This is a genomic window from Bacillus altaicus, assembly GCF_042136375.2.
In the GTDB taxonomy this organism is placed as follows: Bacteria; Bacillota; Bacilli; order Bacillales; family Bacillaceae_G; genus Bacillus_A; species Bacillus_A cereus_U.
This window is the reverse complement of sequence record NZ_CM143394.1, coordinates 1,160,088-1,173,397: the sequence shown is the minus strand read 5'-3', so window position 1 is coordinate 1,173,397 and position 13,310 is coordinate 1,160,088. Positions and strand designations below refer to the sequence as shown.

The following is a 13,310-nucleotide window of genomic DNA, read 5'->3' as shown; positions in this document are numbered from 1 at the left end:
CACCTCAAAGAGCGTTCATTTTCTTTTATTAATCACGCTTATATTTTTTCAATACTTCTTCTAATCGTTTCCGTTCATCTTCTAACGTACTTGCATCTTTTTTCGCACTTACGTCATTTTTTACAGGTTCTTTCTCTTCTTCTTTCGACTCTTCTTTAAGCCAATCTGGTACCATTTCTTTTCTCACTGTTTTCTTCGCTGTACGACCTTTTTTCTTCGTCTCAGCCCACTCTTGATATTGACGATTCTCTTCTTTCGCTAGCGCCATCGCCTCGCCTACTGTACCAACCTTTTTTCGCGCCCAATGTCCAGCAATCTTCTCGACATACGTTTTAGCAAGCTTCATATCTGAGCGTAGCATAACGTAATATATAAGTACATTCACAACCCCTGGCGTTAACTTTTGGTTTATCATTACATCCTCAACGATTTGCAAGTCCGCTTTCGTCGCCTCTGCACCGCCTGAAATCTCTTTCAATAGTTGTTTTGGCGAGATTTCCTCTAACTGCTTCATTAGCATCTCTTCTTGCGTAGATGGCTCTTTCTCTTTCATTGTACGAGCAGCATGAGGTTGCACTCTTTCACTTAATACAGGTAACGCTTGACCATTTTCGAATTGATACCAATCGCGTGCTCCCTTCCGAAGCCTTTCGATATCAATTGTTTGTATCTCTGTCACTGCGCCAAGAACGATATTTTGCATCGATAACACATCTACACCGTACACATACGCGAGTGTAATGACACATTCTCTCACTTGATCTGTAATCGCCTTTTTAGGAACAAGCGCTGATAGTCCGTCTACAAATAAAGAGAAATCAAAGAAATCATTCCAAACTTTCGGAGCATCCCCATTCTCGTTACTTGGCATAATTGTCGTTTTCGGAATACGCAATTCTTCTTGCGCATATTCAAACTGACCTGGGTTAAACGAATCAAATATATCGTTGAAGGAGCGCGTAACATTTTCATAAGAAGCAAAATCGAATTCTTCTTCTAAGAAATATTGCTTTACTTGGTTGTATTTTGTCCGACTCAAGCGATTATATAAAAAGATACTTAAAACAATATCATCAAAAAACTGCTTCGGAGATAAAGGTGGTTGCAATTCATATATAAACATTCGAATATCTTTTTCTTTCTTAATATATACATTTAAAAGACCAATCGCTTCTAACTTTACTCGTTCCCCATATATTTCAGGAAGTTGCATTTGCATAGTCACCATAAGGGAGTGATGTGTATTCTCTTTTCCAAACACACGATCTTGCTCTAACTCTCCCCATAGTGTCATGTATAAGCTAAAAGCTCTACTACCTATTAACGGCTGATACAACATCGTTAATACTTTCCGGTCGTAATTATGTAACAACCCTTTCGCACTTACTTTATAACGATCAATCGGCAATAGCTCCATCCATGACTGTTTTTCCATTCTTGCTTTTCCTTTCTCTCATCCAATCTAACCTACATTTCACTCGTTCTATCTTTATTATATAATTTATTAGCGAAAAAGAGCTATTAGCTTCCGCTTCTAGCTCTCTTATCTCGTTTACTTACAATATATAAAGGGATTCCTTCTACTCTCTCTCTTTTTGCAGTATATCTTTTAATTCTTCAATAAATACATTTAAATCTTTAAATTGACGATACACAGAAGCAAAACGTACGTAAGCAACATCATCAATATCACGAAGTTCTTCCATAACAATTTCACCAATCATATCACTTTTCACTTCTGATATACCTAAGTTACGAAGTTCACGCTCCACACTTTGGGTTACTTCCTCTAACTGCCTTAAAGATACAGGTCTTTTTTCACACGCTTTAATTAAACCGCGTAAAATTTTCTCTTTATTAAACTCTTCTCGTGTTCCTTCTTTTTTAACAACGATAAGAGGTGATTCTTCTACTCTTTCAAATGTCGTAAAGCGACTTAAACAACTTTCACACTCTCTTCTTCTTCGAATAGAGCGCCCCTCGTCTACCGGACGCGAATCTAACACTCTTGTGCCATTATGAAAACAGGATGGACAACGCAATTCATTCACTCCTTTACACTATAATCTTTATTCTTTCGCTACTCACCTACATGTGACAATATATATACAATATTATATAACTCATTCTTCTATAATGACCACTCTAAGTTATTACATATCGTGATCCTATTTTATATAAACTAAAAAAGAGGTGCATTATACACCTCTTTACATTTTAAATCAATTATGTTCTTTTTTAAAGAGCTTTTGTTTCTCTCTGCTTAATTTCGAAGCTACCAGTGCCTCGAGGAAGCTCGATGCTCTCACGCGTTTTCGCGTTTAAACCTTCTGCAATATATTCTGCAGCAACATTTGGATCAATACGATCCCCACAAGTATAAACATCAATACTTGCGTAACCGTGCTCCGGAAAGCTATGAATTGTTAAATGTGATTCCGAAATAATTACTACTCCACTTACACCTTGTGGTGCAAATTTATGAAAAGCAACCTCACGTACTTCAGCACCAGCTCTTAGTGCTGCATCCACAAATAATTGTTCAATATACGGCATGTCATTAAGCTTGTCGAAATCGCAATCCCAAAGTTCAGCGATTACGTGACGACCCATCGTATCCATAGTATCCATTCTACAGTTCCCCCTTGTAAATTTATTCTAACTGTTCGAATTGAAAACTAATTTGCAATTTGGCTTGCTCCACTACCACGGGGGAAAGTTAGTCCAGAGAGGTCCTAACCCTTTAAGTAGTGACTACGTACCTCAGCTCTTAAGTTTACGAGTGTTAGTATACTTTGTTTATTTTCATTTTGCAACAACAGTTTTTTCGATTTTCTGTCATAATTTCCTCTTTACTTTTCCCTAAAAAAAATAAACGATTCACAAATACAGTAATCACAACGTTTTTTGGTCTGTCCACTATTTGAAAATATACCCATATAATTTTTTTCTTTTCAGAAAAAAATAAAAAAAGAGAGCAAATATTCACTTGCCCTCCCTCTATTTCACTTAAATATGTTGTACATTTTCTTGTTTTGCTAATTCATCAACAACTAACGTTACAAGATCTACAACACGACGAGAGTAGCCCCACTCGTTATCATACCAAGCAAGTACTTTCACTTTACGCTCACCCATTACCATTGTAGATAAACCATCAATAATAGCTGAGTGTGTATTTGTATTAAAGTCGATAGACACTAAAGGCTCTTCGCTGAATTCTACAATTCCTTTTAACGCACCGTTTGCAACAGTTTTGAATGCTTCATTAATATCTTCAACTGTTACATCACGTTTTACGTCTACTACTAAATCAACAAGAGACACGTTTGGTGTTGGTACACGAAGTGCCATACCATGGAGTTTTCCGTTTAAGTGTGGAAGAACTTTTGCAAGCGCTTTCGCAGCACCCGTCGTTGTCGGAATGATAGACTGTCCGCAAGCACGCGCTCTTCTTAAATCTTTATGTGGGTTATCAATATTATTTTGGTCATTTGTATAAGCGTGAACAGTTGTCATTAAACCGTTTTCAATTCCGAACTGCTCATCTAACACCTTTACAACAGGCGCTAAACAATTTGTTGTACAAGATGCATTTGAAATAACGGTATGTTTTGTAATATCTAATTGGTCTTCGTTCACACCAACTACAATTGTTACATCTTCATTTTTACCAGGAGCTGTTAAAATAACTTTTTTCGCTCCAGCTTCAACATGAAGAATTGCTTTTTCTTTCGAGTTGAATTTACCAGTTGCTTCAATTACAACTTCAACACCCAGATCTTTCCAAGGCAATTCCTTTGGATCGCGGTTGTTTAAAAGGCGAATCATTTTCCCATCAACTAGTAGGTGATCTTCAAATGCTTCCACTGTTCCGTCAAACTTTCCATGAACTGTATCATATTTAATTAAATGTGCTAACGTTTCTGATGGATAGCTTGCATTGATTGCTACAATTTCGAATGCGCTTTCTTTTATTGCTTGACGAAATACCATTCTCCCAATACGTCCAAATCCATTAATTGCCACACGAGTCATAATATGTTGTCCCCCTTGAATGCGTTATACTATTTATCTCCAATCCCAATAATAGTATAACACAAAAAGGAGATATGTCACTAAGCATTTTCATTAATTTCGCAATTTTTTAATCAATAATGTTCCATTCTTTCAAAATAGCCGCTAATTGTGTTTTCGCTTCAATAATTGTGCCATCATTATAAATTACTTCATCTGCCTTCTTTACTTTTTCTTCTAGTGGCATTTGAGATTGAATACGCGCTGTTGCTTCTTCTTCTGAAAAGTTATTTCGTTTCATTAAACGTTCCAATTGCGTATTCGGTGTGACTGCTACAACTACAACACGATCAACAAGATTTGTTAATTTACTTTCAAACAAAAGAGGGATATCTAACACAACCGCTTGCATACCTTCTTTTATGTACATCTCCTTTTGTGCATTCATTTCTTCACGCACTGCAGGGTGAACAATTTTGTTTAACTGCAATCGTTTTTCTTCATTATAGAAAACGACACTTCCAAGCTTCGGACGATCCAGCTCCCCATCTTCTTGTAACACTTCCGTTCCAAACACCTCTACAATTTTGTTATATGCTGGTTTTCCTCGTTCTACAACTTCTCGCGCAATAATATCTGCATCAATAACCGGTATACTCATTTCACGAAACATTTCTGATACCGTACTTTTTCCGCTTGCAATGCCTCCTGTTAATCCAATTATTACTGTCATAATAATCCTCCTCATAATATCAAAGGCGCGAAACTAATGTTCCACGCCCCTACTTACATTTTCCAAATTCCAATAATAATGAGTAATACCCCAGGCAGGAATGTGAATTTTTGTAACCATTTCATATTCGATAAAATCGTACCAAGCTTCATTCCAATAAATAAAAATAAAGAACTCATAACCGCGACTAATACCGCCATCATCGCCGGTGCATAACCTAATAAAGATGCACCAATTCCAGCACCAAACGAATCTACAGAAAGAGCGATGCCGAGAAGTAGCGCTTCTCCTGCAGAGATAGTTCCTGATTTATCAAAATCGGCAACAGTCGGCTTCCGCAAAATTTGAATCACTAACCCTAGAGAAGCAATTTCTAACTTCCAAACCTTCTCTTCTTGCTTCGGTTCTTCTTTTTTATCACTTCGAAAAAATTGGTATAATACCCAAATCCCGATTCCAATAAGAACAAACCCACCGATACGCGTTGCGATAACAGGTGAAAATATTTTCGCAATCATATGTCCAATTCCCATGGAAACGAGCATGACAGCCGCTGAACAGATTCCGATAATTATAATTGATTTTAGTGGAATTCTTACACTTCTTAATCCGTATGTTAGCCCCACACTACAGCTATCTAAGCTTAATGTAAAAGCTAATAAAATAAGAGATAAATAAAGATACATCGGTAAGCTCCTCCCTTATACATAGCTCTGCTCTATGTATATGACAAATGCCTATCCGATGTTATCCCTTTTCTATATTCTAGGCTGACAAATTGGGCAGTAATGCGTTCCCCTTCCGCCAACAACTGTTTTTTCTAATAGCGTACCGCAAGTCACACACGGTTCTCCTTTTTTTCCATATACATTTAGAAGTTCCTGGAACGAACCAATTTGTCCTTGCGAATTAATATACGTTCTAATTGTACTTCCGCCTCGCTTAACCGCTTCGCCCAGCGTTGTAACAATCGCCTCGTAAATTCTTTCTACTTCTTCTTCTGTTAAAGATGCAGCTTCTCGTTCTGGATGAATTTGCGAACGGAATAATACTTCATCTACATATATATTTCCAAGCCCCACTAAAAGACGCTGATCTAATAATACAACTTTTATTTTGCGATTTGTCTTTTGCAATCTTTCTTGTAAGTACTGCGGTGTCAATTCAGCATCAAACGGCTCTGGTCCTAAATCAGCAAGAGGCATTTGAGCAAACTCTTCACCTTTCTTAAAGAGATGCATCGTACCAAACTTTCTCACATCTTTATAATGCAATTCAGTTCCATCTGCAAATAAGAAACGCACGTGTGTATGTTTATCAATTGGCTCATCCTCTTGATGAAGTAAAAACTTACCTTCCATACGCAAATGTGAAACAATTACATAGTTTGTTACATACAAAAGCAAAAACTTACCTCTTCGCTTTATATTCTCGATCATCTCGCCTCTTAGCATGTCTTTAAAGATTTCTGCATCGTCCGGTCGTTTCACTATTTTTGGATAAGTGATAATTACATCTTCAATCACTTTTCCCGTTACAAGATTTTCAAGTGTCCGTCTAACATTTTCAACCTCTGGTAATTCCGGCATTTTATCACTTCCTTATTTCGCGTCGTACCAAGTTGGACCGTAAGAATAATCAACTTTTAACGGAACTGCTAGTTCAATTGCATGCTCCATTACTTCAGGTACAAGCTTCTCTAATTTTTCCACTTCTTCTTTTGGCGCTTCAAAGATCAATTCATCGTGTACTTGCAGAAGCAGGCGAGCTTGTAGGCCTTCTTCTTCTAAGCGATCCGCCATAATAATCATAGCCTTTTTAATAATATCCGCCGCACTACCTTGAATTGGTGTATTCATTGCTGTACGCTCTGCAAAGCTACGTAAATTAAAGTTACGGCTCGTAATTTCTGGAATGTAACGACGGCGATTTAATAACGTTGAAACATATCCTTTTTGCTTCGCATCTTTTACAATGTCAGCCATATATTCTTGTACTCCAGGGAAGCTTTCTAAATACCTTTCAATAAATTCCCCTGCCGCTTTTCTCGTGATTCCTAAGTTTTGTGAAAGGCCGTAATCACTAATACCGTATACAATGCCGAAGTTTACAGCTTTTGCTTGTCGTCTCATATTAGATGTCACTTCATCTTTTCCAACACCGAATACATCCATAGCTGTTTTCGTATGAATATCCATGTCATGTTGGAACGCTTCAACTAAACCTTCATCTTTTGCAATGTGAGCAAGCACACGAAGTTCAATTTGTGAATAATCGGCCGCGAACATAATCCATCCTTCTTCTGAAGGAATAAACGCCTGACGAATCTTCCTTCCCTCTTCTAAGCGAATCGGGATATTTTGCAAGTTTGGTTCCGTTGAACTTAGTCGTCCCGTTTGCGTTAACACTTGGTTAAAGCGAGTATGAATTTTAGATGAATCGTCATGTACAACTTTTAGTAACCCTTCAATATATGTAGAGTTTAGTTTCCCTAATTGACGGTAGTGTAAAATCTTCGGAATGATTGCATGATGATCCATAAGCTTGTCTAGTACATCAGCAGATGTAGAATATCCTGTTTTCGTCTTTTTAATAACAGGTAAATTTAAGTTTTCAAACAGAATAACCCCAAGCTGCTTCGGTGAATTAATATTAAATTCCGTTCCTGCAAGCTCATAAATCTCTTGTTCCATTTCCTTTAATCTACCCGCAAGCTCTTCTCCCATATTACGAAGACGCTTCGTATCAACTGTAACACCTTTCACTTCCATGTCAGCTAATACACGAGCAAGTGGTAATTCTAACTCTGTAAATAGTTCATATTGCTCATTCTTTTCTAACTCTTCTACGAATGTTTGCTGCACATCGAATAATACATGCACTTTACGAGCGACATGCTCAGCTACTACCTCTTGCTCAGGAACAGCACGCTTCGCACCTTTCCCGTAAACTTCTTCGTCAGATTTTACCGCATGTGTTTCTTTCATTTTCGCAACAGCGCGGAAATCTTTATCGGTATCAGCTGGATCAAGTAAATAAGCGGCAATTAATAAATCAAAGTCAATCCCTTGAATATCTACACCTTTCCACTTTAGGGCAACGATAGCACGCTTCGCATCAAATGTATGTTTTCTCATCTCTCCATTTGCAATCCACTCTTTAAAAGCATCTGATTTAAGAGCAACATCGGCCGGAATGAAGTAACAACCATTTTCATTTTGAATACCAAAACCTTGAATATCGGCTTTATGATAGTTATCTTCTTGCACTTCAACAATAAGCGCACTATCTTGCTGAAGCATTTCTTCTGTAACTTCTTCTACAATATCAAATATAATATCATCTAATTCAGCTGGAGCCGTTTCCTCCGGCGTAACACCTAATTTATTTAAAAGGGATGTAAATCCTAAATTCTCGAACATTGGAATCAAATCGCTTGGTTCATACCCTTTATATGCCATATCATCTACATGCACAGTAATCGGTGCGTCTGTAATAATAGTCGCAAGTTCTTTACTCATAAGGGCTTGTTCTTTATTCGCTTCTAACTTTTCTTTTAATTTCTTTCCACTCACTTGATCTAAGTTTTCATATACTGCTTCTACCGTTTCAAATTGCGTTAATAATTTAATGGCTGTCTTCTCACCAACACCTGGTACACCTGGAATGTTATCCGATTGGTCTCCCATTAAACCTTTCATATCAATAATTTGCTTTGGTGATAAGCTATATTTCTCAAATAAAGCTTCTTTCGTATATTCATCTACTTCCGTAATCCCTTTGCGAGGAATACATACGAGTGTATTATCTGAAACAAGTTGCAGTAAGTCTTTATCTCCTGAAATAACTTTTACATGAAACCCTTGCTCACTCGCTTCTTTCGCTAACGTCCCCATAATGTCATCCGCTTCATAGTTTTCTAATTCATAGCGCGGAACATTAAATGCATCAAGTACTTCGCGAATAAATGGGAATTGCTCTGATAGTTCAGGTGGAGTCTTTTGACGTCCTCCCTTATAATCACTATACGTTTTATGACGGAACGTTGTTTTCCCCGCATCAAACGCCACAAGCATATGCGTCGGTTTTTCTTCCTCTAATATTCTCATTAACATCATCGTAAAACCATAAATTGCGTTCGTATGTATACCTTTGTCGTTATTTAAAAGCGGTAGTGCAAAGAAAGCACGATACGCGATATTATTACCATCTACTAATACGACTTTTTTTTCCAAACTACAAACCTCCCCATACAAATTTGAAACGATTTTTCCACAGAAAAAAAACCGTTCCTATCCTCTCTCTATATTAACATGACTAATAGAGAGAAGAAAAATAACGGTTTTTTTCTATCATATATAAACAGACTTACATTGGCATAAAAGGGAAGTGACGAGAATAGCATAACTACTCTCGTCCAAAATTACTCCTTGGATGAAGGGGTTTTCATATATTATATTAACAGAGCTTTATTAATATTTAATTAAGCCATTGTTAATATATTGTAAATATCCTTCATCCTATTTTTCAGTAGCTGATTTTGGTAAAACAACTGTAAATGTTGTACCTTCTCCAACCTCACTATCCACCGTAATCGTACCTTGATGTGCTTCAACTAAATGCTTTACAATTGATAAACCAAGACCCGTTCCACCCGTATTTCTACTTCTCGCTTTATCAACTCGATAAAAACGTTCAAATATACGAGGGATTTCTTCTTTACTAATACCAATTCCAGTATCTGATACTTTTATATAAGCATTATATTTATCTTCTGCTAACTCTACAGAAACAATGCCTCCAGCAGGTGTATATACGATTGCATTATTAATTAAATTAATAAAGATTTGTTTCAAACGACTTGGATCTCCAATGACAGAAACACGTTTTAATACATTCACTTGTAAAGAGATTTCTTTTTCACCCGCTTTATTATCAAGCACCATGTGAATGTCTTCAAGAAGCTCCTTCATATCAACCGTACCCATGTTTAATCTAAAACCTTGCTGCTCGATTTTTGACAAATCTAATAAATCTTCAATTAATCCTTGCATACGCTCACTTTCTTTTAAAATGATATGTAAGAAATGTTCGCAGAATTTTTTATTATCCATCGCTCCGTCCAAGAGTGTTTCTGAAAAACCTTTAATAGAAGTAATCGGTGTCTTCAATTCATGAGAAACATTCGCTAAAAAGTCTTTTCTCATTTGTTCTAATTTCTTTAACTCTGTAATGTCATGGAATACGAGAACAATCCCTTTCCACTCATGGTTTGTCCCAATAATTGGTGCTCCGTATACTTCGAAATGCTTGCGCTCAATACCTAGCGGCAATAACATTTGTTTACGCACTTTCACTTCTGTCATAAAAATTTCTTCCACAAGCTCAATAATTTCCGTATGGTGAAACGATTCATAATATAAACGGTCTAAATATTCTTCATCTGTTACGTGGAAAGTCTCCTTATAAGAACGGTTTACAAGGTTTATATAACCACGGCTATCAATTAAAATCATTCCGCTTCCCATATTTTCAATTAATGTGTGCAAACGATCTTGTTGCATTTCTTGTTCGAGTGTCATCTCTTGTAAATTACGAGCTAAAATATTAATTGCTTTACTCAGCATTCCTGTTTCATCTGAATGACTTTCATATGCACGCGCTTTGTAATTACCCTTCGCTAATTCAATTGCAACTTTCGTAACTGATTCAATCGGCCTAATATATTGTCCTGTAATTTTGACACCTAGGAATACAACTACGAGACAAGCAATGACAAATCCGATAATTAATAATCCCCACGTTTTTTGGTGAACGTCCCTCAAAGTATCAATTGTACTTTTCACCAAAATGTATCCTTGTTTCCCTTCTACATCCTGGACGAACACAGCATGATAAAATTCATTCTTTTGATCTGTTTCTTTCGTAATGACTTTATTTTTTTGTTTTCCTGCTTCAGAAGAAAGTTCTTTAATCATCTCTTGATTAAATGTAGATTGTTTCCCACCGCTATATTGAACTTTCTTTTTTTCATCCACAAATATAATAGAAGCTGGTATTTGTTCTTCTAACTTTTCAAATACATACGGCTTTTTTAAAACAGAATCAAACCCTTGCTCCTCTGCTAATACAGCAACATACTGTGTCTCTTTTATCATTCTCTCTTTAGCATGATCTATATAGTAGTTTTCAAATACAGTTTCTAATAATACACCTAGTCCAACTAAAATAAAAACGATAAGAGAAACAAATGTAAAAAGAAGCCTGGAACGAAACTTATTCATCCACTTTTGGCTCCTCTAATTTATAACCTAAACCACGTATCGTTTTAATGTACGTCGGTTTTTTCGTATTTTGTTCAATTTTATCGCGCAAATGGCTAATATGGACATCAACAATTCTTGTATCACCGGCAAAATCATAATTCCATACAGCACTCAATAATTGGTCACGAGTTAATACACGACTTTTATTTTTCGCAAGATAAACAAGTAACTCAAATTCTTTCGGTGTTAGTTCCAGTTTCCTTCCTTGGAAGTACGCTTCATAAAACTCCGGTAAAATTTTAAGCTCTGCAATTTTGATGCTCTCTTCATCTGGCGATTCTGAAACTTTTTCTTCTTGCTGTAATTTCGTGCGGCGCAAAATCGCTTTCACACGAGCAACAACTTCCCTTGGACTAAATGGCTTCGTCATATAATCGTCAGCCCCAAGCTCAAGACCTAGCACCTTATCAAATTCATCATCTTTTGCTGTTAACATTAAAATCGGCGTCATAACACGCTGCAATCGTAATTCTTTACAAACTTCCATACCATCCATTTTTGGAAGCATTAAATCTAATATAATTAAATCTGGGCGTTCTGTTGTCGCTTTTTGAAGCGCCATTTCTCCATCCATTGCTGTTATAACTTCAAACCCAGCTTGTTGTAAATTAAATTCAATTAAAGTTAAGATAAATTCCTCATCATCAACTACTAAAATACGATTGTTCATTCTTTTCCTCCAAGTTATAGACTTGAAACCTTCTTCATCCTAGTATTTTCCCCGTTATTCTCATCATACTAGAAAATAAGGTCCCTCTCAACATTTGACGATAGGGTTTTGTAAAAGATATTAAACAAAAGAACAAATAATATTTTCATATTTTAAGAAAATATTATAAATGTATCAGAAAAACAATTAATTGGATTTTTATTAGATATAAACCCAACCTCTTTTCATTAAAAAACCTTTCACAAAGATTTAAATACAGCATTTAATACACATTCAATAACCATTTCACTTTTATTCAAAAAATATACAGATTTTAAATAACGGAATCTTCCCTTTAAATGTTTTTTCAGAAAAAACATAAATTTTTCTCTTTCAGAATATTGACACAGTCGACTATACATCCTATAATTGCCATATCCTAAAACCAAGGAGTTGACTCGGAAATGACAAAGGATTTAATTCAACTGATTAATGATCTTAATGAAAACTGGGAACTAATCGGAGACTTTTTCGATAATCCTGAAAAAGTAATAGCTACATATGAACTAAGCGAAATCGAAAGACACGCTTTAATTTCTCGTAATTTAGACGATCTTAATCAATTAGGCATTAATGACCAGCTTGCTGTAGGTGCCCTTTCTGGTGCTCATAGTTCAGGCTGCCACATGTAACTTGAAAGTAATCATTTATTCAATTGTCATATACCAAAACCAAGGATTTGACTTGGAAATGACAAAGGATTTAATTCAACTGATTAATGATCTTAATGAAAACTGGGAACTAATCGGAGACTTTTTCGATAATCCCGAAAAGGTAATAACTACATATGAACTAAGCAAAATCGAAAGACATGCTTTAATTTCTCGTAATTTAGACGATCTTAATCAATTAGGCATTAATGACCAACTTGCTGTAGGTGCCCTTTCTGGTGCTCATAGTTCAGGTTGCCACATGTAACTTGAAAGTAATCATTTATTCAATATCATCCAAAAACGAAAAGGCGGCGAATTTCAAATGTCAGGGAATTTAACAAAGTTAATTAATGATCTTAATGAAAACTGGGAACTAATCGGAGACTTTTTCGATAATCCTGAAAAAGTAATATCTACATATGAACTAAGCGAAATCGAAAGACATGCTTTAATTTCTCGTAATTTAGACGATCTTAATCAATTAGGCATTAATGACCAACTTGCTGTAGGTGCCCTTTCTGGTGCTCATAGTTCAGGTTGCCACATGTAAATTGAAAGTAATCGTTTATTCAATACCATCCAAAACGAAAAGGCGGCGAGTTTCAAATGTCAAGGAATTTAACAAAGTTAATTAATGATCTTAACGAAAACTGGGAACTAATTGGAGACTTTTTCGACAATCCCGAAAAAGTAATAGCTACATATGAACTAAGTGAAATCGAAAGACACGCTTTAATTTCTCGTAATTTAGATGATCTTAACCAATTAGGCATTAATGATCAGCTTGCTGTAGGTGCCCTTTCTGGTGCCCATAGTTCAGGCTGCCACATGTAAATAAAGAGCTACCGTAAAACCGGTAGCTCTTTATTCTA

At 36.1% G+C, this 13,310-nt stretch carries 14 protein-coding genes; 4 read left to right on the top strand and 10 right to left on the bottom strand.

From position 1 onward, the window contains the following. Positions 1-28: 28 nt before the first annotated feature. The 10 genes from ACE38F_RS06180 to phoP form a co-directional block, all read right to left on the bottom strand. On the bottom strand, positions 29-1,435 hold the full coding sequence (locus ACE38F_RS06180) for a replication initiation and membrane attachment family protein (RefSeq protein WP_002160267.1): 1,407 nt from the start codon (positions 1,433-1,435) through the stop codon (positions 29-31). 145 nt (positions 1,436-1,580) lie between these two features. Continuing rightward, positions 1,581-2,042: a transcriptional regulator NrdR gene (gene nrdR / locus ACE38F_RS06175; RefSeq protein ID WP_001203686.1), complete on the bottom strand. Its 462-nt coding sequence runs from the start codon at positions 2,040-2,042 to the stop codon at positions 1,581-1,583. Between the two features lie 196 nt (positions 2,043-2,238). Continuing rightward, entirely contained in the window at positions 2,239-2,622 is a 384-nt protein-coding gene (gene speD / locus ACE38F_RS06170; protein WP_002003660.1) for an adenosylmethionine decarboxylase, read from the bottom strand. Positions 2,623-3,009: 387 nt separating this feature from the next. Then, on the bottom strand, positions 3,010-4,038 hold the full coding sequence (locus tag ACE38F_RS06165; RefSeq protein ID WP_215554366.1) for a glyceraldehyde-3-phosphate dehydrogenase: 1,029 nt from the start codon (positions 4,036-4,038) through the stop codon (positions 3,010-3,012). Positions 4,039-4,147: 109 nt separating this feature from the next. After that, the gene (gene coaE / locus ACE38F_RS06160; protein ID WP_215554367.1) at positions 4,148-4,750 is read right to left on the bottom strand and encodes a dephospho-CoA kinase; all 603 of its coding nucleotides are present in this window, start codon (positions 4,748-4,750) and stop codon (positions 4,148-4,150) included. 53 nt (positions 4,751-4,803) lie between these two features. Continuing rightward, positions 4,804-5,436, bottom strand: a complete 633-nt coding sequence (ytaF, locus tag ACE38F_RS06155; RefSeq protein WP_215554368.1) for a sporulation membrane protein YtaF — start codon at positions 5,434-5,436, stop codon at positions 4,804-4,806. 72 nt (positions 5,437-5,508) lie between these two features. Next, positions 5,509-6,339, bottom strand: a complete 831-nt coding sequence (mutM, locus tag ACE38F_RS06150; RefSeq protein ID WP_215554369.1) for a DNA-formamidopyrimidine glycosylase — start codon at positions 6,337-6,339, stop codon at positions 5,509-5,511. A 12-nt stretch (positions 6,340-6,351) separates the two neighbouring features. After that, positions 6,352-8,985 carry a DNA polymerase I gene (polA, locus tag ACE38F_RS06145; RefSeq protein WP_215554370.1) on the bottom strand — a complete coding sequence of 878 codons (2,634 nt, stop codon included), beginning with the start codon at positions 8,983-8,985 and terminating at the stop codon, positions 6,352-6,354. A 285-nt stretch (positions 8,986-9,270) separates the two neighbouring features. Continuing rightward, the gene (gene phoR / locus ACE38F_RS06140) at positions 9,271-11,034 is read right to left on the bottom strand and encodes a sensory box histidine kinase PhoR (protein WP_375369974.1); all 1,764 of its coding nucleotides are present in this window, start codon (positions 11,032-11,034) and stop codon (positions 9,271-9,273) included. Continuing rightward, positions 11,027-11,746, bottom strand: a complete 720-nt coding sequence (gene phoP, locus ACE38F_RS06135) for a two-component system response regulator PhoP (RefSeq protein WP_215554372.1) — start codon at positions 11,744-11,746, stop codon at positions 11,027-11,029. Before phoP ends, phoR begins: the two co-directional genes overlap by 8 nt. 443 nt (positions 11,747-12,189) lie before the next feature. On the opposite strand from phoP, the gene ACE38F_RS06130 reads away from it, so the two are divergent. From ACE38F_RS06130 to ACE38F_RS06115, 4 genes are read left to right on the top strand one after another with little or no spacing between them, the layout of a single operon-like run. Beyond that, a complete protein-coding gene (locus ACE38F_RS06130) occupies positions 12,190-12,417 on the top strand; it encodes a hypothetical protein (RefSeq protein ID WP_375369975.1) in 228 nt (75 codons plus the stop codon). Continuing rightward, positions 12,389-12,703, top strand: coding sequence for a hypothetical protein (locus ACE38F_RS06125; RefSeq protein WP_375369976.1), 315 nt, complete (start codon positions 12,389-12,391; stop codon positions 12,701-12,703). Before ACE38F_RS06130 ends, ACE38F_RS06125 begins: the two co-directional genes overlap by 29 nt. 57 nt (positions 12,704-12,760) lie before the next feature. After that, positions 12,761-12,988, top strand: coding sequence for a hypothetical protein (locus tag ACE38F_RS06120; RefSeq protein WP_375369977.1), 228 nt, complete (start codon positions 12,761-12,763; stop codon positions 12,986-12,988). A gap of 56 nt (positions 12,989-13,044) precedes the next feature. Further along, on the top strand, positions 13,045-13,272 hold the full coding sequence (locus ACE38F_RS06115) for a hypothetical protein (RefSeq protein WP_375369978.1): 228 nt from the start codon (positions 13,045-13,047) through the stop codon (positions 13,270-13,272). The last annotated feature ends 38 nt before the right edge of the window (positions 13,273-13,310 follow it).